This window comes from Maribellus maritimus, assembly GCF_022267315.1.
Classification (GTDB): domain Bacteria; phylum Bacteroidota; class Bacteroidia; order Bacteroidales; family Prolixibacteraceae; genus Draconibacterium; species Draconibacterium maritimum.
Genome location: NZ_JAIKLE010000049.1, coordinates 15,887 through 37,630, shown reverse-complemented (window position 1 = coordinate 37,630; position 21,744 = coordinate 15,887). Strand labels below are relative to the sequence as shown.

The 21,744-nt window shown below is 37.9% G+C and carries 15 protein-coding genes and 1 tRNA gene; 5 read left to right on the top strand and 11 right to left on the bottom strand.

The window, feature by feature from the left end:
* Positions 1-119: 119 nt before the first annotated feature.
* Positions 120-626, bottom strand: a complete 507-nt coding sequence (locus K5G00_RS26085; RefSeq protein WP_238769448.1) for a Spy/CpxP family protein refolding chaperone — start codon at positions 624-626, stop codon at positions 120-122.
* A 275-nt stretch (positions 627-901) separates the two neighbouring features.
* On the opposite strand from K5G00_RS26085, the gene K5G00_RS26080 reads away from it, so the two are divergent.
* On the top strand, positions 902-2,572 hold the full coding sequence (locus tag K5G00_RS26080; protein WP_238769447.1) for a S41 family peptidase: 1,671 nt from the start codon (positions 902-904) through the stop codon (positions 2,570-2,572).
* Between the two features lie 64 nt (positions 2,573-2,636).
* Here K5G00_RS26080 and K5G00_RS26075 read toward each other — a convergent pair whose 3' ends face one another.
* The 5 genes from K5G00_RS26075 to K5G00_RS26055 all read right to left on the bottom strand — a co-directional run bounded on the left by K5G00_RS26075 (position 2,637) and on the right by K5G00_RS26055 (position 10,150).
* Positions 2,637-6,068: an efflux RND transporter permease subunit gene (locus tag K5G00_RS26075; RefSeq protein ID WP_238769446.1), complete on the bottom strand. Its 3,432-nt coding sequence runs from the start codon at positions 6,066-6,068 to the stop codon at positions 2,637-2,639.
* A gap of 31 nt (positions 6,069-6,099) precedes the next feature.
* Entirely contained in the window at positions 6,100-7,215 is a 1,116-nt protein-coding gene (locus tag K5G00_RS26070) for an efflux RND transporter periplasmic adaptor subunit (protein WP_238769445.1), read from the bottom strand.
* A gap of 33 nt (positions 7,216-7,248) precedes the next feature.
* A complete protein-coding gene (locus K5G00_RS26065) occupies positions 7,249-8,631 on the bottom strand; it encodes a TolC family protein (protein WP_238769444.1) in 1,383 nt (460 codons plus the stop codon).
* Complete coding sequence (locus K5G00_RS26060) at positions 8,615-9,241, bottom strand: TetR/AcrR family transcriptional regulator (RefSeq protein WP_238769443.1); 627 nt, start codon at positions 9,239-9,241, stop codon at positions 8,615-8,617. The genes K5G00_RS26065 and K5G00_RS26060 overlap by 17 nt, the downstream gene beginning before the upstream one ends.
* Positions 9,242-9,475: 234 nt before the next feature.
* Positions 9,476-10,150, bottom strand: a complete 675-nt coding sequence (locus tag K5G00_RS26055; RefSeq protein WP_238769442.1) for a 2-C-methyl-D-erythritol 4-phosphate cytidylyltransferase — start codon at positions 10,148-10,150, stop codon at positions 9,476-9,478.
* Between the two features lie 161 nt (positions 10,151-10,311).
* On the opposite strand from K5G00_RS26055, the gene K5G00_RS26050 reads away from it, so the two are divergent.
* On the top strand, positions 10,312-10,971 hold the full coding sequence (locus K5G00_RS26050) for a DUF2461 domain-containing protein (RefSeq protein WP_238769441.1): 660 nt from the start codon (positions 10,312-10,314) through the stop codon (positions 10,969-10,971).
* Positions 10,972-11,109: 138 nt separating this feature from the next.
* Here the strand turns inward: K5G00_RS26050 and K5G00_RS26045 are convergent, their stop codons facing one another.
* Entirely contained in the window at positions 11,110-12,009 is a 900-nt protein-coding gene (locus K5G00_RS26045) for an aldo/keto reductase (protein WP_238769440.1), read from the bottom strand.
* 130 nt (positions 12,010-12,139) lie between these two features.
* Here K5G00_RS26045 and K5G00_RS26040 point away from each other — a divergent pair, with 130 nt between their 5' ends.
* From K5G00_RS26040 to K5G00_RS26030, 3 genes are all read left to right on the top strand, one after another.
* Positions 12,140-12,838 (top strand): DUF5020 family protein, encoded by a 699-nt coding sequence (locus K5G00_RS26040; protein ID WP_238769439.1) that lies wholly within the window; start codon positions 12,140-12,142, stop codon positions 12,836-12,838.
* Between the two features lie 11 nt (positions 12,839-12,849).
* On the top strand, positions 12,850-14,142 hold the full coding sequence (locus K5G00_RS26035) for an NCS2 family permease (protein ID WP_238769438.1): 1,293 nt from the start codon (positions 12,850-12,852) through the stop codon (positions 14,140-14,142).
* A 60-nt stretch (positions 14,143-14,202) separates the two neighbouring features.
* Positions 14,203-14,277 (top strand) — tRNA-Val (locus tag K5G00_RS26030).
* 390 nt (positions 14,278-14,667) lie between these two features.
* Here K5G00_RS26030 and K5G00_RS26025 read toward each other — a convergent pair.
* From K5G00_RS26025 to K5G00_RS26010, 4 genes are all read right to left on the bottom strand, one after another.
* Positions 14,668-16,467 carry a RagB/SusD family nutrient uptake outer membrane protein gene (locus tag K5G00_RS26025; RefSeq protein ID WP_238769437.1) on the bottom strand — a complete coding sequence of 600 codons (1,800 nt, stop codon included), beginning with the start codon at positions 16,465-16,467 and terminating at the stop codon, positions 14,668-14,670.
* A gap of 23 nt (positions 16,468-16,490) precedes the next feature.
* Positions 16,491-19,805: a TonB-dependent receptor gene (locus tag K5G00_RS26020; RefSeq protein ID WP_238769436.1), complete on the bottom strand. Its 3,315-nt coding sequence runs from the start codon at positions 19,803-19,805 to the stop codon at positions 16,491-16,493.
* Positions 19,806-19,955: 150 nt separating this feature from the next.
* Positions 19,956-20,969 carry a FecR family protein gene (locus tag K5G00_RS26015; RefSeq protein WP_238769435.1) on the bottom strand — a complete coding sequence of 338 codons (1,014 nt, stop codon included), beginning with the start codon at positions 20,967-20,969 and terminating at the stop codon, positions 19,956-19,958.
* Between the two features lie 100 nt (positions 20,970-21,069).
* The gene (locus tag K5G00_RS26010) at positions 21,070-21,657 is read right to left on the bottom strand and encodes an RNA polymerase sigma-70 factor (protein ID WP_238769434.1); all 588 of its coding nucleotides are present in this window, start codon (positions 21,655-21,657) and stop codon (positions 21,070-21,072) included.
* Positions 21,658-21,744: the final 87 nt, after the last annotated feature.

Genomic DNA, 21,744 nt, shown 5'->3' with positions numbered 1-21,744 from the left:
CTGTCCCAAAAGTCTGATTATGTATTTGAAGAGTTGAGTATTTGAAAAATTTCTCAGATACCTACCCGAATACAAAATCCTTTTGGGACAGCCTCCCTAAAGTGATTAATGAGTAAGTATTATGATTTTTCAAACCGTTGCCTGTCCATTCTATCCATCCCGTTTCTTTTGTCAAAGTCATGATGATAGTTCTGTTGTCTTTTTTTCATTTTATCATATTTCATTAATTGTTCTTCGGTGAGCATGCCTCGGATTTCCTGGTTGTGTTTTGCCATAATTTTAGCGATTTCAGTTTTTATATCCGAAATCTTTTCAATGTTTTTATAAATGGCATTCATATCCGGCTTTTCAACTGTACTTAACGTTTGTTGCCTGGCTTCGAGTTCTCCGAGTTCGTTTCTGAGCGGTTTTACCTGTTTCCCAATTTCCAAACGCATTTCTTTTAAAGTTTCTTTTTGTTCATCTGTAAAAAAACTTTGGTGTTTACCTCGTGGATTGATGTCGCGATCGATGCGCTCTTTGTCCCATCTGCGAAAATCATTTTTCTGCTGTGGATTTTGCGCTGAAACATTAGTTGCAACAATCATAGCAACTGTCATAAATAATCCTAAAACTTTAGTTTTCATAACTTCATCATTTAAATAAATAATCAATTGTTCTGTTTTCTGGTGATTTTGACAACAATTACAATTTATGGTTTAATAGAAATCAGGTTTTAACTTTCGTTAACCCGGAATATAATATTTTGAGCAATGTTATGTTTTAAATTGCTGGTTTTAATTTATTTTAACGTAATGGAATTGGGAATTTTAGGACGGATATCAGGTAAGTTTTTTTATTTTTGACGAATTATTGTTGTGAATTTCTGGATTTTAAATATTCAGAACAAAAAAAGAAAGAGATGAATTGGAGAAAATTTTGGATAGGAACAGCCATCGTTGCTGTAATAGGGGTAGGCTTCTTTAGTTTCACCCAGGATCAGAAGAACTTTGAGATTGCTAAAAACCTGGATATTTACCACACTCTTTTTAGAGAGCTGAACATGTTTTATGTAGATGAGATTAGTCCAAATAAACTGGTAAAGGAAAGCATCGACGATATGTTAATGTCGTTGGATCCTTACACGAATTATATTTCTGAAGACCAGATTGAGGACTTTCGTTTTATGACCACGGGTGAATATGCCGGTATTGGAGCCTTAATCGGGAAACAAAACGGGAAGATTGTTATTTCGGAGCCGTACGAAGATTTTCCAGCACAAAAATCAGGACTAAGAGCCGGAGACATCATACTTGAAGTTGAAGGAAAATCAACAGAGGAAATGAGTACAGAGGATGTAAGCAACCTGTTGAAAGGACCTGCAAACAAACCGGTAAAAATTAAAATTCAGCGCCCGTACGAAAAGAAACCTTTTGAAGTTGATGTCGTTCGTGAGAAGATTAGTATTGATGCAGTTCCGTATTATGGTATGCTGGATGAGAACACAGCTTACATTCGTCTTTCCAACTTTACTGCCAATTGCAGTAAGGACGTGAAAAATGCTTTTCTTGAATTAAAGAAGAATAAACCTGAATCACTTATTCTTGATTTGCGCTCAAATCCGGGCGGGCTTCTTATGGAAGCAGTGAGAATTGTAAATATGTTTGTTCCTCAGGGAGAAGAAATTGTAAGTACCAGAGGAAAAGTAAAGCAGTGGGATAAAGTTTATAAAGCCACGGAAGCACCGCTCGATACCACTATCAATATTGCTGTTTTGGTTAATCGTAATTCAGCTTCCGCATCGGAAATCGTAGCCGGAGCTATTCAGGATTTGGATCGGGGAATAATTGTTGGAACACGTACTTTTGGAAAGGGACTGGTGCAGACAACCCGTGATTTGAGTTACAATACAAAACTAAAAGTTACTACAGCTAAATATTATATTCCAAGTGGGCGCTGTATTCAGGCGCTCGATTATTCTCACAGAAATGAAGACGGGAGTGTAGGACATGTTCCCGATTCTTTAATTTCTGAGTTCACTACTAAAAAAGGACGAAAAGTTTATGATGGTGGTGGTGTAGTCCCCGATTTGAAAATTGAACCTGAAGAATTAAGCAATCTGAGCATTGCTCTGATAACCAAATTTATAGTGTTTGATTTTGCCACTAAATATTCAAGTGAGAACGAATCAATAGCAGAGCCGGAAGACTTTGTAGTTAATGAAGATATTTACCAGCAGTTTGAAAATTTTGTTGAAGAAAATGATTTTGAATACGACTCGGAATCAAAAGAGCTTCTGGAAGAGTTAAAGAAATCGGCAAAAGATGAAAAGTACTATAAAATTGCTGAAAATGAATTTGCAGCGCTACAGGCAAAACTGGAACCCAATCTTGATAAAGATTTACATGAATTTAGCGATGAAATTAAAGAATTGATAGAAGATGAAATTGTTTCTCGTTATTATTACCAAAAAGGTTCGATTCGCGCTGCGATTAACGATGACAAGGGAATAAAAAAAGCAATCGAAGCTTTGGAATCTCAAACTGCCTATGCTGCCTACTTTACGCCTGGAACAGTGATTAATATGAATTAAGCCGGGAACAAAATATTATAAAAAAGAGGAGGCCAAAACCCTCCTCTTTTTTTGTCAATTTGTATTATTTTGTAAGCTGTTGCATTTTGTTTGCCTTTGGAAGATTTCCTGTCCATTTTTTAATCCGGTAATTAATTCGGATGGTCAGCATATACATTACAGGAGAAACCAGCAACGTAAGAAATGTTGCGAATGTTAATCCGAAGATTACGGTCCAAGACATTGGCCCCCAGAAAGCGACGCTCTCACCTCCGAGCGTTAATTGCGGGTCGAAATGTGTGTATAACCTGAAAAAGTCGAAGTTCAACCCGATTGCCAAAGGCAGTAGTCCAAGAACTGTGGTTATTGCAGTTAACAAAACGGGGCGCAAACGAGTTTTTCCTGCTTCAACCAAAGCGGCTACTTCTTCTTTAACAGGCAGGAAAGCTCCTTCGGGTAATCCCATCTCGTCTCGTTTACGCTGCCGTGTAATATCAATGTAGTCGATAAGTACAATACCGTTATTAACAACAATTCCGGCCAACGAGATAATCCCAATTCCCGTCATAATTACAACAAATTCCATTTTGAAAATTCCGAGCCCAAGGAAAACCCCAATCGTGCTAAAAATTACGGTAGCAATTATAATTGCCGGTCTAATAAAGGAATTGAATTGTGTTACCATGATAATCATGATCAAAGCCACTGCAATTAGTAATGCAAATTCGAGGAATTCCATACTCTCTGCCTGTTCCTGTTGTTCCCCGGTAAACTCATAACTGTAACCGTTAGGCATGTCGTAATCCTGTAAAACCTGTCTTATACGCTCGTTGATTTCATTTGCATTAAACCCTTCAACAACACCAGATGAAATTGTAATAACGCGTTTATTGTCAATCCGGCTGATTTTGTCATAGGTGGTTGAGTACTCGAAATCAGCAACAGCAGAAATTGGAATACTATGATCGTTTACTTGTATTTTCTGATTCATTAATGTTGAAACATCATTCCGGTATTGTTCCTCAAAGCGAATAAAGATATCGTATTCATCTTCACCATCTTTAAACTTGCTTGCTTCATATCCATACAAAGCGTTACGAAAGGCCATCCCGATTTCCTGTGTTGAAACTTCATACAAACGAGCTTTTTCGCGGTCAACTTTTATCAGCATTTCGGGCTGGTTAACGTTGATATTAAGTTTTAACTCGTCAATTCCCGGGATATCGTCATCTTCAATCATGTTGACAAAGTCGTCGGTTATTCGAATAAGTTCGTCAAATTCATCTCCCGAAACATCAATGTTTATTGGGCTTCCTGTTGGTGGACCTTCTTCTTCTTTTTCAACATAAATGCGGGCACCTACAAACCCATCCAGGTTTTTGGAAATTTCCTGCATGATTTTACTGGTACTTAGTCCTTCGCGTAGTTTATATTCAACAAACGAAATGGATGTCAGCGATTTGTTTGGACTTGATTCATTTTCAAACATTCCGCCCTTGCCAACACCAACATTTGTAGTAACCGATTTTACAATATGTTCCACCGGTTTCAGGGTTTCTTTTACAATATCTTCAACTTCTCTGGAAACTTCGTCTGTTTTATCAATCGACGTTCCAATTGGAAGTTCCATGGTTACATAAACGGTTTGTGGGTCGGTGTCAGGGAAGAATACAACTCGTGGCTGACTTCCAAAATAAAATCCCATCGAAAAAATAAGAAGAATAATGGTACCGCCAAAATAAACCAAAGGCCAGTAGCCTGTTAGTGCATGTCGCAATTGGCGGGTGTAAATATTTTCCAGCCATACCAGAAATTTCTTCTGAAACCAGCGTGCAAGAGGGCGGAATGCCACGATATTTAAAGCCGTAAGTGCGGCAATAGTGATGAGGATATTTCCCAATAAGTAAATTTTTGCCAAATAAAATGGTATTGCAATTATCGTTAGAATACCGGCATTTTTTAATCCGCGTTTTACATTGGCTTTTCTGCTTATATCATCAATTTTTATAAAATTGGCGATAAATGGCGGGTTTAGTATCAATGCAACAAAAAGCGATGAAGCCAACACCACAATCAGCGTTTTGGGCAAAATACTCATAAATTCACCAACAACTCCTTCCCACATAAGTAAAGGAAAGAATGCAGCAAGAGTTGTCATTGTAGATGAAATAATCGGGAAGGCGATTTCGCTGACTCCCTTTTTGGTTGCTGCCATTTTGGAATAACCAATCGTATGCAGGCGGTACACGTTTTCAACCACAACAATGGCGTTGTCAACAAGCATCCCAAGGGCAAGAATTAGTGAATACAAAACCATTGAGTTGAGCGTAATTCCGGTCTGCTGTAAAATAACAAACGACAAAAACATCGAGAGTGGAATTGCCAACCCGGAAAATAGAGCATTTCTGAATCCAAGGAAAAGGAAGAGAATAAATGTAACCAATATCATCCCCAGGATAATGCTGTTTTCAAGGTTCGAGATGGTATCTTCAATATAGGTTGTTAACTCGTCGGTAACAACAACATCAAGGTTTTTGGGAATGTAACCCATTTCCTTTTGTTCGTCGATGGAAGCGAGTACTTTTTCAGAAGCATCAAGAATATTTTCTCCTGATTTTTTTGTTACCGAAAGTGTAACTACCGGTTTATCATTTAAGCGGGCAATTGTCGAACGTTCCTTGTAACCATCAACCACGGTAGCAATGTCGCGGACGTAAACAGGTTTACCTGAGTTTACCTTAATAATTGTATTTGCTATCTGCTCAACATTCTTATAATCCCCTTCTGTCCGGATGATGCGTCGGGTTTGGTCGGCAGTAAACTCACCGGCTCCTACTGTTATGTTTTCAAATTGTATTGCAAGTGCAATATCGTTGAATGATAAACCAACGGCATCCAGCTTGTAGGGATCTACGTTAATTTGGATTTCTCTTTCCTCAATCCCGCGGATATTTACTTCCGATATTTCCTTAAAGCTTTCAAATTCGTCCTGCAGAACTTCAGCATATTTTTTTAGATCCCGCATACTAAAATCACCGGAGATATTCACGTTCATAATTGGAAACTCCGAGAGATCAAAATCTGTGACAAGCGGATCGGAGTCCAGATCATCTGGCAATTCCGATTTTGATTTGTCGACACGATCTTTGGTATCCTGTAATGCCTGTTTTATAGTAACATCGGTATTGAATTCGATAAAAATAGTACTAACATCCTGGTACGATGCAGATGTAACGTCTTTGATTCCTTTCATCCCTTTCAGTTCCTGCTCAATAGGCCTGGTAATCAGGTTTTCAATGTCTTCGGGTGAGTTTCCCGGGTAGATTGTTTGAACAAAAATATAGGGAACTACAATTTCGGGCATTGCTTCACGCGGCATTTGGTTGTATGAAAACATTCCAAAAAATACGAGAAGTGCTGTAAAAATGTATACTGTAGTTTTATTTTTCAGGGCAAGATAGGTTGGTTTAAACTTGCGCTGAATATTTTGAATGTTTGATTCTTTTTCCTTAACCATTTGAAAAAATGTTAATGGTTTTTAATTTGGTTTAGTATTTGATTACCGAACCATCCATAATTTGATTGTAACCTTCGGATATGATTTTCATTCCGGGTTCCAGGCCTGAAACTACCTCAGTCATATTATTATTGGTTACACCGGTACTTACATACACCTTTTTTGCGATGTCTTTTCCAGCGCTGTTCTCAGCGATGTAGGTATATTCGCCGCTGAAATCTTCTTTTACAAAAAGCGTGGGTACAACAATGGCGTTTTCGGCAACATAATCACGAATTTTAATTACGGCTCGAAGATTCGGCTTTATTTGTTTGTTTGAATTGTTTACATCCAAACGTAACCGGAAAGTGCGGCTGTTCGGATCTATAACGTTTCCGATTTGCCTGATTGGCGTTTCAATTTCCTTGTTGATTGCAGGGAAAAATACTTTTACCTTATCACCGGTTTTTACTTTGGTGAGGTATGCTTCAGAGATATCGGCATAGATTTTTACATTGTTGATGTTAACTACTTTTGCAAATGGCGCCTGCGGACTTCCAATATCACCTTTTTCCTGGAATACCTCGTCAACTACTCCGTCAACCGGCGATTTTACTTCCGACATTTCAATCTGCGATTCAAGTCCCTCAATCTGTTTTTGCAAACTTTCCATATTTGTTTTTGCCTGCAAATACTGCATTTCGGAGCCAATATTCTGGTCCCAAAGATTTTTTTGGCGCTTGTAATTGGTAGTAGCCAAATCAAGCTGCACATTCAGTTGATCGATTGAGCGCTGAAGTGTTTCCGTTTTTAGTTTAGCAAGTAATTCTCCTTTTGAAACATGTTGGCCTTCTTTTACATAAACAGCTTCTATTACGCCCACTGATTCTGGGCTGACATTTATATTGTATTCCGCTTCAACATTTCCGTTAACTTCAATAAAATGTTCAAATTCTCTTTGTGTAAGTTCAGCTACCTCAACTTTTATCACTTCCTCTTCTTCAGCCGAAGCGAGTTCTTTTTCAAGCACTTCAATTTTTTGAGACAGCTCGTGCTGCTGTTGCTTGTATTTTTGCAGTTCCTGACGTTTTGCTTCAACATCATCAGTAGTGCTGCTGCATGATGCCAGTAGTGCTACTGCAAATAAACTTATTACTATCTTTTTCATTATTGTTGTTTTTTTTGTTTCTGATTTGTTTTGTTATAGTTCTCCGATTGCTTTTTTCAATTTCAGGTCGGCCTGAAGTACTTGCAGAGTGGAACCGATGTATGCGCCATGTGATTGAATGTATTGTGTTTCTATCTGCGACAATTCGGTGCTGCTTGTAATTCCATTATTGAACTTTATTTTTGATTTGTCCAAAATTTTTTCTGCCAAATCGCGGTTTTCAATATCGTTTTCCAGTTTCTCCACTGCTGATTCCATGTCGGCTTTGGCAGTTAAATAATCCTTTTGAAGAGTCATTTCAGCCAACTGGCGATCGGTCGCTGCTTTGTCCAAATCAATTTTTGCCTGCTGAACTCTGAACATTTTTTGCCCCGAATTGAAAATCGGAACTGAAAGTTGAAATCCAATCAATGAAGACGGAAACCATGAAACGTCGGAACTAAAGACATTTGCATTGTTCCCGAAAACTGTTTTAGAATAACTGTAAAAGGCACTTAATGTTGGCAAGTAAGCTGCTCTTTCAAGTTTCAACAGTTTTTCTGACACCTGGTAATTTGTGTTTGCCAGTTTGTAATCTACGTGGCCGGAAATATCAAAACCATTATTGTTGCGGCCAGCAAGAATAGGAGCAAGAAATGTTTTTACGTCATCAGTAAGTTCAACTTCCTGTTCCATGTCGTACCCCATGGTATATTTTAAAACTACTTTGGCAACGGTAATTTCACGGTCAGCCTTCAAAATTTCGTTCTCGGCATTTTTAACCATCAGTTGCATTTGGTCAACATCCTGCTCTTCACGAAAACCATTATCATAGTATGCTTTTGTTTCGGTGTACAGTTTTTTTGTGTTTTCCAGGTTCTCTTCCATCACCTTTTTGTTCTCCAAACCAATTAAAACCATATAGTAGGCCTGGGCAACCGCATCGCGAATATCAATCTCGGTTTTTTCATGGGCCTGTTTTGCAAGGTCGAGATAGATTTGTGAAGATCCTACCGCCACAATATATGAACCATCGAATAACAGCTGAGAGACCGAAACTCCAAAATTGGAGTTATACTTCGGTGAAAATGAGATTGGATATGTTCCGTCGGGTGGTGTATCTTCCGGAATCCCTACTTCGGGCCATAATTCTCTTGGGATAAAAGATACGGGAAGCGGTTGTTTTGGGGTTTCAATATTTTTTGTATAATCAAAATTCCCGGAAACCTGTGGCAACCCAGTTGTAATGGTTTTCCAAACCTCCTTTTGGGCTTTTGTGATGTCTTGCCGCGTATTGTGCAAAACATACGAGTTCTCCATTGCATATTGCTGGGCTTCTTCCAACGAAAACGAGCCCTGTTGAGTTTGGGCCGCGAGTGAAGAGGAAACCAGAAGAAATGCAAATAGTTTGAGTAATAATTTAGTTGTTTTCTTCATTCTTTGTTTTGTTTAATTGTTTTCTGTAGTATTTTATTCCTTTATCGGTACAAATGGCATGAATGTGATAGTCCATCATTTTGTCAAAAAGTTCCAGAGTTGAGACTTCTTCGTCGGTGAAAAACTGATTTTCCGGATTCAATGTGCAAAGGATTCTTCCTACCTGTAGCTTTGCAACAATATCTGTGTCAATTTCAGACCGGAAAAAACCGTCGTCAATACCATCCTGGAGTATTTTTACGGTATCGTTATATACACGTTCCCGTTTAAACTTGTGAACCTTTTTATATAGCTCGGGATATGTTTTTTTGAGTTCATATTCAAGATTATTGTTAAAATGTTTGATCATTTTGGCCACATGTCTTCTGAGTGCAAAATAGCGGTCGATTGAATTCCCGGAGTCTTCGCTGTTGAGTTTAAAAACCGGATTCTTGAGATAGTAATCGATAACCTGGCCAACGAAGTCTTCCTTGTCTTTAAAATATTGGTAAAGTGTTTTTTTTGAAATTCCAAATTCGGTGGCAACATCATCCATTGTTACGCCCCTGATTCCAAATTTTAAGTAGAGATTTCCGACGTTTTTTAATATGTGTAGTTTTTTTTCTTCCATGGCTTTATAAATCAATATAAACTCAGGAAACTTTTTTAGTACATTTCGTTTATATAGTTTGTATTTTTAACAATTTGACAACTGAAATGTTGAAATAGCCTGAACATTGTTTTCAGCTCAAAACTAGGAGTACAAAAAAAGTTTTCACAGTTTGAATCGGTAAATGGCGAAATAGAGGTAACCAACAGCGATTTTTTTGTTACGGAAAGCGAAGTTTTTAGAATACAGTCCGATTTATTGGTTTCGAATTTTTAAAAGTGCGTTGGCGATGATTAAATCCTGCGGGTAGGTAATTTTTATATTTTCGCGGTTACCTTCCACCAGATGTATTTTCTCACCTGCACTCTCCAGAACCGATGAATCATCTGTAAAATTGATGGTTTTTGATTCTTTATATGCTGTTTTAATTTTTTCGGCCTGAAAGGTTTGCGGTGTTTGTACCAGAAAGTATTTTGAGCGGTTAACGGCCATGTTTTGGTCATTTTCAACTTTTCTTACCGATTCGGCAACCGGAATTACAGGTAATGCGTTTCCTTGTTGCAAAGCTGTTTGGTAGCAGTTTTCAATGGTTACAGACGAAACCAGAGGACGCACGCCATCGTGAATAAAAACAATAGAATCATCGGAAATCAGTTTGAGCCCGTTTTGTACCGAATGAAAGCGGGTTTCACCACCTGCTGCAAGTTCATGTTTTAAGTTAAAGTTGTGTTTTTGGCATAGTGTTTCCCAATGGCTGAACTGGATTTTGGGTAACACAAGCACAAAATTCATATTTGGGTTATATGTTAAAAAGGCCTGAAAAGTATGTATTAGTACGGGTTTACCCTGCAGTATTTCAAATTGTTTGGGAACATTGCTGTTCATTCTTTTTCCACTTCCTCCTGCCACAATTAAGGCAACCTTTTTCATTTTTCTGATTTTATATTTGAATACAATCTAATTCTCAGTGTTTATAAAGGACCGAGCAAATATAATTTTTGTAATGTTCAAAATTTGATTGTTATTTTTTAAGTTTACTAATCAATCAAACAAGATGTTTGTTGTAAAAGTAATTCAAATTCAATTTACCAATGAAAAAAATTCTAAACTTTCTTGAAGATCTGTCCAGGAATAATAATCGTGAGTGGTTTAATGAAAATCGTGGAAGTTATGAGGAAAGCCGCGATAAGATGCTTTTTATGACCGAAGTTTTAATCAACGAGATACGAAAATTTGACCCGGAAATACCTATGCTGAGCCCGAAAGATTGTATGTTCAGAATTTTTCGCGATGTTCGTTTTTCAACTGATAAAAGACCTTACAAAACCAACTTTGGCAGTTTTATCTCAAAAGGCGGGCGTAAAGGAGATTGGCCTGGTTATTATTTTCACATTGAACCTAAAGGTAGTTTTGTTGGCGGTGGGGTATATATGCCTCAGGCCGAATCGTTGCGGGCAATCCGGAATTACATTGCAGTGAATGCGCAGGAATTTTTGGATATTGTTGAGAATAAGGAATTTAAAAAATTTTACCCTGAAATGTATGACCACAAATTAAAAACTGCTCCTAAAGGTTTTCCCAAAGATCATAAATACATTGAGCTTTTGAAATATAAATCCTATGTCTTTTCAACAAATTTTGACACGAAATTATTATTGAGTGATTCTTTTGTTGAAAATATAGTGCAGTCTTTTAGGGTTTTATATCCATTTAATAGTTTTTTAAACAGGGCTGTTGATAAAAGTGTTTAAAAAAAAGTTTCTGTTTTGGGTTACTTTTTAGGCTGTCGGGGAATTTAAATATATAAGACCCTTGTTTTTGTTATTATCTTCCCTATTTCGAAAACAATATTGCCCTGGTCGTCCTGACCGGGGTTTTTATTTGTAATATTATGAATGTACTATTCTTGAAATGCGTTCGATTGTATCGTCCATTTGTTCTATGCTTTCAAAACCGATGGTCATACAATCTACACTGTTGCTTTTTAGTACGTATTTTAGCGACTTCTCGCGTTCGGCTTCTTCAACCAATTCTCCACACCCAAATATTTTCATTCCAACTACACCTTTGCCATTATTCTGAGCAGTATTCAAAATTTTCATAATTTCCACGGGAGTTCCGTCCATTCGGGCACCGTTGTGATTGATTCTAGCTTGCACAACATCGGCCCAATCACTTTCTGCCGCAACTTTTAATGCCCCGTAATCGTGACACGATAACCCAATCCGTTTGACGATTCCTTTTTCTTTTGCTTCAGAGAAATCGTCCATGTAACGTTTGTATTCGTCAGGCCACTCGCTGTTTACCATACAATGTAACAGCAAGATGTCAATATAATCGGTATCGAGTTCTTTTCTGAATCGGTCAATACTTTTCTGAAACGGCTCAGGAGTGTACCAGTCTTGATGCTGGTAAACCATTATTTTTGAAAGAACAGTTACGTTCTCGCGCGGTACTTTTTTTAAGGCTTTGCCAACAAATTCATGCGTGCCATACATGTCTGCAGTTTCAAAAAACCTTACACCTCTATCGTATCCATGTTTGGCTAAAGTGACAAATGCATCTTCACCCAATTTTTTTTGATTTGAAGTTTTTTTCCATCCAAATGAACCGGTTCCAAATGCCAACCGGGGTACTTTTAATCCTGTTTTTCCCAAATCAACTTCATCAATGGTTGCATTTCCCGCCGGCAAAAAACTTAGATTTGCTAACCCGCCCGACACGGCAACTGCTCCCGCAACTCCTTTGGCTCCGGTCTGAATAAAACTTCTCCTGTTGATATTTTTCATGGTAGTTGGTTTAAAACGAATGTAATTTAATGAATTAGACTGAATTTAAAAAAGAGGAAAGATAATTTTATGGTTTTGCCAGTTGGGCAAATTGTATATTTTTGCGAGGCAAATCTATTTATCAAAAAGAATGAAAAAACTAATTTTTACCGTTGCATTTATTGGACTGATAGTCGCAGTAAAAGCTCAAAACCTACAATTACATTACGATTTCGGCGAAGGCCGTAAAATGTTGACTTCAACAGTTGAAATGTTTCGTCCCGATAAGTATGGATCAACATTCTTTTTTGTTGACATGGATTACGGTTCGGAGCAGAGTGGTATTGACAATGGTATTTCCCTGGGCTACTGGGAAATTGCACGTGCTTTTAAGTGGAGCGAAACTCAAAAATTTATGCCACGTGTTGAATACAATGGCGGAACAATGAGTGTTGGCGGTGGAGTTTGGATTCCTATTGAAAACTGCTGGTTGGCAGGTGTGGAACGTACCTGGGCTTCGGCTGATTTTTCAAAAATTTTAACCTTGCAGGCCAACTATAAGCACATCAAGGATAAAGAAGATGCAGCTTTTCAGTTAACAGCTGTGTGGACCGTACAAATGGCACAAGGTAAATTAACTTTCACCGGTTTTGCGGATTTCTGGAAAGAAGGAATGGACTGGACATTTAACGGTGAAGCTGATACCGATTTCCGTTTCTTAACCGAACCTCAACTGTGGTATAACCCATGTAAAAATTTCTCGTTTGGTACTGAAATCGAACTTAGCAATAACTTCGTTGGTGATGAATTTGCTGTGAAGCCGACACTGGCAGTAAAATATACATTTTAAAAGTATAAATCATGTTTGAAAAATTTTTCAAATTAAAAGAAAATGGGACAAGTGCTAAAACCGAGATTCTTGCGGGGATAACCACTTTTATGACTATGGCTTATATTTTGGCCGTTAACCCTGATATTCTTAGTGCAACAGGGATGGACAAAAATGCCCTTTTTACCGCTACTGCACTTTCTGCTTTAGTGGCTACACTGGTAATGGCTTTGGTGGCTCGTTTGCCGTTTGCACTTGCTCCGGGCATGGGATTAAATGCTTTTTTTGCGTTTACAGTGGTGCTTGGAATGGGGTACAGCTGGCAATTTGCTCTTACTGCTGTTTTCCTCGAAGGAATTATATTTCTAATCCTTACCGCATTTAATATTCGTGAATTGATCGTAAATGCTATTCCTATTTCGTTGAAACATGCGGTTTCTGCAGGTATTGGCTTGTTTATCGCTTTTATTGGCTTGCAAAATGCAGGAATAATTGTTAATAACGATGCTACTTTAGTTGGGCTTGGCAATATGGGATCTCCTGCAGTTTTAATTGCATTGGGAGGCGTCTTATTAACTGCTGTTCTTTTGGTTTTGAAAGTGAAAGGTGCTCTTCTAATTGGTATTTTTGCAGCAACCATTGCAGGAATTCCTTTTGGAGTGACACATTTTCCGGAAGGTCATTTGATTGATACTCCACCGTCGTTGTCTCCAATCCTTTTTAAAATGGATTTTTCAAATATTTTCACAACAGATATGTTAATTGTGTTGTTTACATTTCTTTTTGTGGATATGTTTGATACTGTCGGAACGTTGGTTGGCGTTTCCTCAAAGGCGGGGATGCTTGACAAAGACGGAAAAGTTCCGAGAGTTAAACAGGCACTTTTTGCAGATTCTATCGGAACAACTGTTGGAGCCATGTTGGGTACGAGTACTGTAACCACTTACGTAGAGAGCGCATCCGGTGTTGCTGAAGGTGGAAAAACCGGTCTAACTTCACTTACAACAGCAGCATTGTTTTTGGTTGCGTTGTTTTTTGCTCCCCTGTTTACTATGGTTCCTGCAGCAGCAACTGCTCCTGCTTTGGTATTGGTAGGTTTCTTTATGATGTCACCAATTCTGAACATCGATTTTGATAACTACACTGAATCCATTCCGGCTTTTATCACTATTATTTTTATGCCACTCACCTACAGTATTGCAGAAGGTATTGTTTTTGGGATGTTGAGTTATATTCTGATAAAAATACTGACGGGTAAATTTAAAGATATTTCAATCGTAATGCTGGTTTTGGCAGTGTTATTTATTTTAAAATTCTTTATATAATTGTAGAAACAAGTTCATATTCGTAAAAGAAATGAACTTGTTTTTATATTTTTGTGGTATGGGTTGTTAGCTCAGTTGGTTTAGAGCATTACCTTGACAGGGTAGGGGTCACTGGTTCGAATCCAGTACAACCCACAAAAATTTTTGAAATGTTTTTTTTTACGCCCCCCCCCTGATTTTGAAACACTTGACAAAATATGGTTTAGATTCTAGTGCTGCCCCTAAAAAGCGATTGCTGTCTCATAATGACGAAAGAAACAAAGGGAGGAAAGGAAGATCAATTCAGGATGTTAAATTGTACTGAAAAATGAGATAAGAAAATCGAGGCACTAAAGCGGGAGAAACAATTGAAGTCGATAAAGAGAATAAATTTTTTTTGCGATTTATTAGCTGTTTTTCCATGTGAAATAGAAAACTGCCCGGACAATACAAATTGATTCAGTTATTGTTTGTAAACAATCAAAATCTTGTTTGTTGTCTTCCAGGCAGTTTTTTATTATGCGAATAAATTGCAGCAGATACTATCTAATATCCTGCATTCTGTTTAAAATCAGGATTTGTTACATTTTCAAGCTCATCTTGCGGAATTGGACGGAGATAATACTTATCTGATCCATCGGCAACGAGAACTCCGGCCTGATTTGCCTTCAAGTTATACTTTATTACACGCTCATATAATGTTTTAGTGCGTTTAAGGTCGAACCAACGATGGTATTCTCCGGCTAGTTCCCTTGCACGCTCGTCAAGAATATCTTCAACTGTAATATCTGTAGCCGTACGTGCATCAGGATCTACTCCTGAAGGACTCTTGGATAAGTCGATTGCTCTTGCCCGAACAGCAGTATAACGTTCTGCAGCTTTCGTTGCATTTCCCGCTTTCAGATGAGCTTCGGCTGACAGAAGGTAAGTCCCTGCTAACCTCATATAAAACAGGTCACGTGTTCCGTTTCCAACGTCTGTTGCATAAGGCTCAAAATGTTTCCAGAGAGGCAGGAAGCCTACAATACCGTCATTCATACTGCCCTGATCGTACATTGAAGGGGTGTATATTAAAGCATGTGGATTGTTTGCAAGGATATCCGCCGAATGGAAAACAGTTCCATCGGCATAGGATTCGCCTTCTTCAACACCGGGAAAATAAACAATGGTATCGCCCGTATAGACATAATCACCGTCCGTCACCTCCTCATCGATTTCAGCCGTAATTACATTTCTGTAAAAAGCTGAATAACGTTTGTCGAAACCAGGCATTTCCGGATGTAGAATATCAGAGGCATATTGTGTCGGTTGATGACAATTCGAACCACAAGTACTACTGGCAGTATAAAATGCAAAAATGCCATAAAAAGAGTTATTATCCAGTATCCCATGCAAACCACCAAGGTTCATATTAAATGCACCATGATATGAGTTTCCGTCTTCTGCACTTCCGTACAAATCAGTATTGAATGACTGATCTTCTGAAAAACGGAATGCAAAAATTACTTCCGAATTATCATCATTATGCTCTCCATCAATATTACCATCATTAAAATATATCTCTGCAGGTTCTAAAGTAAGGTCTCCCATACTCCCAATTACTTCGTCGGCATACTCTGCAGCTTTTGTAAAATCACTATCAGAAACGCCAAGTTTTCCGTTATAATCCCACCCACGGGTTAAATACACCTGGGCCATTAAGTGGCGCACAGCTTCCCACGAAGCACGGCCGATGTCATCGTCATCAAGACCGGAAAGTTTAGGAAGACTGTTTTTAATTGATTCCAGGTCGGAGATAATGTTTGCATAGACGGTTGCTTCAGGTGCACGGGCAACATCGGTTTCTGTGCCCTTAACTTCGTAATCGCGATAAGGAATATCGCCAAATTGCTGAACCAAAAAGAAATGGTACAGAGCACGTAAAAATACGGCTTCTGCATAACGCTGGTTTAGTGTTGTCTCAGCCATCCCTTCCACATCGTTCTTTCGATCAATTGCTGTGTTACACCATTGTATTCCTTTGTACATCATATCCCAGTATGCACTAATATTACCATTTGTTGCATTTAAGCAAGAGGCAGAATAATCATTCAAAACATTATCAGTCATTGTTGGTGTCTGGGTAAATAAGTCGGTACCCATTAATACTAAATTTCTGGCATTGGCCACATCGTGCAAAATCGAATAACACGAAGTAATCAGGGCTTCATATCCGGCTTCTGTTGAATAAACAACATTGGTTGTGATATCTCCCTTGGGGTCTTCTTCCAAAAAATCGTGACATCCCGCCGCGCAAAAACCAAGCAGGAGTATAAATAAAACTTTTTTTATATATGTCTTCTTCATAATTTCAATGTTTTAATAATACATTAGAATGTTACGTTTACACCAAAAATATAACTGGCTGCACTCACACCGACTCCATTAGAACCTACAGTTGACCATTCCGGGTCAAAACCTTTTCCTTTGTAATCGGAGAACAACAAAGGATTATTTGCCGTGGCATAAAACCTTAATTTGGCAATGCCTAACTTATTTAACAAAGAATTTGGCAAAGAGTAGCCAAGGGTTACATACTGAAGGCGTACCCATGAATTATTGTGAAGATAGAGACATCCGGTAAACTGGTTTCCATCCGATTGTGTTATCGAACTCCAGGTATTTGAAGGGTTTGAAGGAGTCCAGTAATCGACAAACGACAAGCGTTTTTCAGAATAATTGTCAGCACGGGCTAATGCGCTCCAAACTCCGTCCAAAGAGAACACATCCTGAACAGTATATAAAAAGAACGAAAGATCCCAATCTCTATATATTAAAGTATTAGTTATTCCCCCTGTCCATGATGGAGTTTCTGTGCCCAGTATTTTTTTGTCGTCTGTTGTAATTTTTCCATCTCCTGTCTGGTCTTTTACTTTTACCCAACCTGCCTGGGCAGAGGTCCCGTACATTGATTGAGCCAGTTCTGAAGTTTCTTCTCCTTCCTGAAATATCCCGTCAAATTCATAGTAGTAATGAGATAAAATATCTTCTCCTACCTTATACTTTCTGCTGTAAGATCTCCAAATACCAGAGCCATCCATTTCCTGAAGGCCTTCAGCAAGCGATAAAATTTCGTTTTTGTTTTTTGCAAAATTAATACTGGTATTCCAGGAAAAATTCTTTGCTGAAATATTTACTGTATTTAAAGTCAACTCAATACCTTTATTTCTTGTACTTGCGAAATTGCCTGTTATTGTACTATACCCTGAGTCGGTGGGGATACTCCGACCAACAATAAGGCCTTTGGTTCTCCGGTTGTATAAATCAGCGGTCAACGATATTTTATTATCAAGCCAACCAGCTTCAATTCCCAGATTATACTCTGTACTACGTTCCCAGCCCAGTTCACTATTGGCTAAAGTAGAAGGAGATACTCCCACAAAGTCGCTGCCAAAACTATAGGTGGTTGTTGAAACCAAAGACTGGGTTGAATAGGGAGCAATATCATCGTTACCAACCTCTCCGTAACTCAGCCTGAATTTCAGATTGGAAAAAACATTCATCTGCTGAATAAATGGCTCGTCAGAAGCGCGCCATGCTAAAGCAACGGAGGGGAAGAAATCCCATTTATGACCTTTGGCCAACTTTGATGATCCATCCCAACGACTTGTTAGTGTCAGCAAATATTTGTCTTTGTAAGTATAATTGGCACGGCCCATAAATGAAACCAATGCCCAGTCATAGTAACCACTTGAGTAGCTATTAACGTTGCTGGCTGTTTGCATTGCATACCACTGTGTATTCTCTGTAAAGTTTTTAACTGACAGATACATCCATTCGTAGCGTTCCTGTGAAATACTGTTGACAGCTGTTAGATTTAGTTTATGATTATTCTTTTCCCATCTGTAATTAATAATATTGTCCAAAACATAGGAAAGCGTTTGACTAGGTGAATAATTTGCTGTAACACGGTCTTGTCTTTGCCGAACAGATTTTGTGTACATTCCAATATACTGGCCAAATCTTTGTGTGTTCGAAATACCTGACAAGGAAGAACGAAAGCTAAGCCCTTTTATGGGTTTATATTCCAAATAAGCATTCCCCATAAAATTTTGTGCCCTTGTTTCAACAGAATTGTTTTCATCTTGAATCTCTATCAAAGGATTACCGTAGTCATTAACTCCCGAAGGTGACATTGTCAGGTTACCGTCTTCATCCCACGGCGACAAGGTCCATCTCATCCGAAAAGCAGTTCTGAGTGCTTCTGTTGATCCTGTGTTGCGTATCGAGTATGTAAAATAAGAGCTAAAACCAGCGCTCAGCTTATCGCTTATCTTTGAGTCGATACCGGCTTTCAGATTTAGCCTGTTATAAGCTTCTGGTTGAATATTCCCTTCATTTTTACTGTATCCGACAGAAAAATAGTAGTTACTTTTTTCATCTCCGCCAGACAAAGCCACGTTGTGTTCTGTTTTCAATCCGTTTTGAAGTATTGCATCAAACCAATCAAAATAAATTTTGTTTTCCAGGTTATATAATTCTTCGTCTGTACGGGTGATCTCACTTCTTCCAAACTCCGGCAGAGACGCAAGAAGTGCTTCATGCTGGTCAACGTTCATATAATCCGGGATATTCACCGGGGTTGAAAAACCGACACTTCCGTCATAGGTAATCTGAATTTTTCCTTTAGTACCTTTTTTGGTCGTAACGATAATTACTCCGTTGGCTCCTTTTGATCCGTAGATAGCACAGGCAGAGGCATCTTTTAATACATCAATTGTTTCAATATCAGAAGGACTTAAAATGTTCAGGTCTCCTCCCATTGCGCCGTCTATTACCACCAATGGAGTATTGGCTTTGTCGATAGAACTCATTCCTCGAATTGTCATTTTAAAGTCAGAGCCTACTTTACCATTTGACTGCGTAATGCTCAAGCCGGCAACACTTCCCCTCAAAGCTTCTGCGGCTTTGGTCGGTGCCGCGCGCACCAGACTTTCCGACTTTATTGAGCTAACTGAGCCAGTCAGATCACTTTTCTTCATCATCCCATAACCTATAGCGACCACCTCTTCGATTCCAAAAATATCTTCTTCCATTACGATATCAACTTTTGTTCGCCCACCAACAATCTCATCATGCGTCCTCATTCCAACAAAAGAAAATTGTAGTGTTGCATCTTCAGGTATGTTGGGAAGTGAATACTCTCCATTTGTATTTGTTACAGCCCCTTTGGTTGTTCCTTTCACAGCGACTGTTACCCCGGGAAGTGGAGAACCGGAGGAGTCGGTTACTTTACCCGAAATGTTTTTTGTTTGCTGAATTTTCAAAGTTGAATTAACTGCAGTAAGCGCAATCTGGCGGTCATTTATTTTATAAACTACATCTGAACCTTTAAAAATTTCATCAAGGATTTCAGTTATCAATTCATTTTTTGATTCTATACTGGTCTTCCTTTCCACATTGACAACAGTAGCATCGTAGATAAAATAAAACTGCGACTGATCTTCAATTTGTCCTAATATATTTTTAATGGAACTATTCTTCAGTTCCAAACTTAAACGGGTACTTTGAGAATACGTGCTAATTGCAAATACCTGTGTTATGCTTAACAATACTAAGAACAATGTCGCCCTCATAAATAGTAAAAGTTTTGATTTCCAAATTAATCCAATTGTAGAAATCAGTTGATAATTGTTTTTTTTCATAAATTTGTAATGATTTGAGTAAATAATTCAAATTAATTTTGTGCCGGAAGTTTGCGACGAAAGGCACATTAAGATTTTCGAAGGAGGTGTTACCAGCATCTCCTTTTTACATTCATCCATTCAGATTTTCATAGGCAAAATAGTTTAAATTTAGTTCGTTTGAGTATATAACTCTACTATTGGTTTATTCACATTATCTCCTTTTCGCAATTTGTATTTTATAGGGCAGGAATATTCAATATAATCGAGTATTTCTTTCAATTTCTCATCCTTGAAACTGGCATTGAAAATAGATTTATACACCTCTTTATTTTTAACGGTAACTTCAATATTAAATTTACGTTCCAGGCGTTCAATCACATCGGCCATTGGCGTGTCCTTAAATATGAGGTATCCCTCTTTCCAGTTGGTAAAATCTATCGTTTCAACATTCTTAATTATAATCTTTTTTAACCGGGCATTATATTGAGCCATTTCTCCCGGCTTAAGCAGATATTTAAATTCGTCATTCCCAGCCTGAAGAAGCTCAATACTTCCTGATTCCAGCACAACGTTTATCTTATCGTCGCCAGGATATGCACTTACATCGAATTTTGTTCCAAGGACTTTAACTCTTAAGTCATTGCAGGCTACTATCAACGGATTGTTCCGATCTTTTTTTACACTAAGATAGGCTTGCCCGTTTAAGAATAAATCGCGGTTGTTAACTGAATAGCCATTGTTATAAGATAGTGTTGTGCCGGAATTTAACCAAACTATTGAACTATCGGGTAATATTATTTTTGAAATCTGACCTTTTTCTGCTACAACAGAAGTATATTTAAATTCCTCGCTTAATCCGTATTGTTGATGTTTATTTAAATACCAAAATATTGCAAAACCTGTAAGTATAATAAAAATGGCTGCGTATTTCAATACAGGTTTAATCCGGGAATAAAATGAAATCTTTTTCCCTTCCAGTTGTTTTTTCAAATCCATATACGACTTTTCAATATCGTAATCGGGCAATGTTTTTGTCGATGATAAAACCGCCCATGCCGCTTTCATTTTGAAAAATAATTCCTTTCCTTCCTCATTGGTTTTAACTTCGGAAAGCACTTTCTTTTTTTCTTCAGGACTTATATCTCCCGACACCAGGTTTACTATGTCTTTGGCGTTTTTCATATCAGATTCTATATAGTTATTGCACAAAAGGGTATTTACCCTTGCTTTGAATCCAGTTATTTTTTTAAAAATTTGGAGAGGGAAACGTAAACTGTTGAACTTAAGTCATGAAGAGATAAGCCACCAGCGGCAAATAATCCTTTAATGTTTCTTTAAATATTTTCAGAACTTTGGTAATATGTCCTTCCACTGTTTTAACAGAAATATCTAGTTTTTCAGCAATTTCCCTGTTCTTCATTTCTTTGAAACGACTAAGCTCAAACACCTTTCTGCACTGTGGGGATAATCCTTCAAGTGTCTTTTCAATAATTTGTTCGATTTCCTGAAAAGCAAAGGTTGATGTATCGATTACAGACAGTGCCTCTGCATTCAACTGCAATTCGTCAATATCAAGCGAACTTGAAAATAGTTTCTGTTTATACCTGCTGTCGCGTAACCTGTATAAACAGTTGTTTTTTGCAACAGAAAATAAGTAGGAAGCAAGATTTGTATCGTCTCTAAGTTCATCCCTTTTGTTCCAAAGCGTAACAAAAGTGTCGTGTACAATATTTTCCGCTAAATCTTTTAATGGAATAAATTCAAAAATGAAATAGTACAACCTTGGAAAATAGTTATGGTAAATAACTTTGAATGCTACTTCATCATTATTTTTAAACCTTTCAAAAAGTTGTTGTTCATTTTGATTCATTAGTATTGCATTAAAAGCAACAAAACTAAAAAAAATGAAAGTAAACTGATTTTCCTCGATTGAAATTCTCTTAAAAGAATTTTTCAC

Coding starts and splice junctions, on each gene's coding strand:
- K5G00_RS26045 (WP_238769440.1), bottom strand. CDS start 12,009: ATGAAAAATATCAACAGGAGAAGTTTTATTCAGACCGGAGCCAAAGGA.
- K5G00_RS26010 (WP_238769434.1), bottom strand. CDS start 21,657: ATGAATCAAAATGAACAACAACTTTTTGAAAGGTTTAAAAATAATGAT.
- K5G00_RS26040 (WP_238769439.1), top strand. CDS start 12,140: ATGAAAAAACTAATTTTTACCGTTGCATTTATTGGACTGATAGTCGCA.
- K5G00_RS26050 (WP_238769441.1), top strand. CDS start 10,312: ATGAAAAAAATTCTAAACTTTCTTGAAGATCTGTCCAGGAATAATAAT.
- K5G00_RS26015 (WP_238769435.1), bottom strand. CDS start 20,969: ATGAAAAACGCCAAAGACATAGTAAACCTGGTGTCGGGAGATATAAGT.
- K5G00_RS26025 (WP_238769437.1), bottom strand. CDS start 16,467: ATGAAGAAGACATATATAAAAAAAGTTTTATTTATACTCCTGCTTGGT.
- K5G00_RS26075 (WP_238769446.1), bottom strand. CDS start 6,068: ATGGTTAAGGAAAAAGAATCAAACATTCAAAATATTCAGCGCAAGTTT.
- K5G00_RS26085 (WP_238769448.1), bottom strand. CDS start 626: ATGAAAACTAAAGTTTTAGGATTATTTATGACAGTTGCTATGATTGTT.
- K5G00_RS26070 (WP_238769445.1), bottom strand. CDS start 7,215: ATGAAAAAGATAGTAATAAGTTTATTTGCAGTAGCACTACTGGCATCA.
- K5G00_RS26020 (WP_238769436.1), bottom strand. CDS start 19,805: ATGAAAAAAAACAATTATCAACTGATTTCTACAATTGGATTAATTTGG.
- K5G00_RS26065 (WP_238769444.1), bottom strand. CDS start 8,631: ATGAAGAAAACAACTAAATTATTACTCAAACTATTTGCATTTCTTCTG.
- K5G00_RS26035 (WP_238769438.1), top strand. CDS start 12,850: ATGTTTGAAAAATTTTTCAAATTAAAAGAAAATGGGACAAGTGCTAAA.
- K5G00_RS26060 (WP_238769443.1), bottom strand. CDS start 9,241: ATGGAAGAAAAAAAACTACACATATTAAAAAACGTCGGAAATCTCTAC.
- K5G00_RS26055 (WP_238769442.1), bottom strand. CDS start 10,150: ATGAAAAAGGTTGCCTTAATTGTGGCAGGAGGAAGTGGAAAAAGAATG.
- K5G00_RS26080 (WP_238769447.1), top strand. CDS start 902: ATGAATTGGAGAAAATTTTGGATAGGAACAGCCATCGTTGCTGTAATA.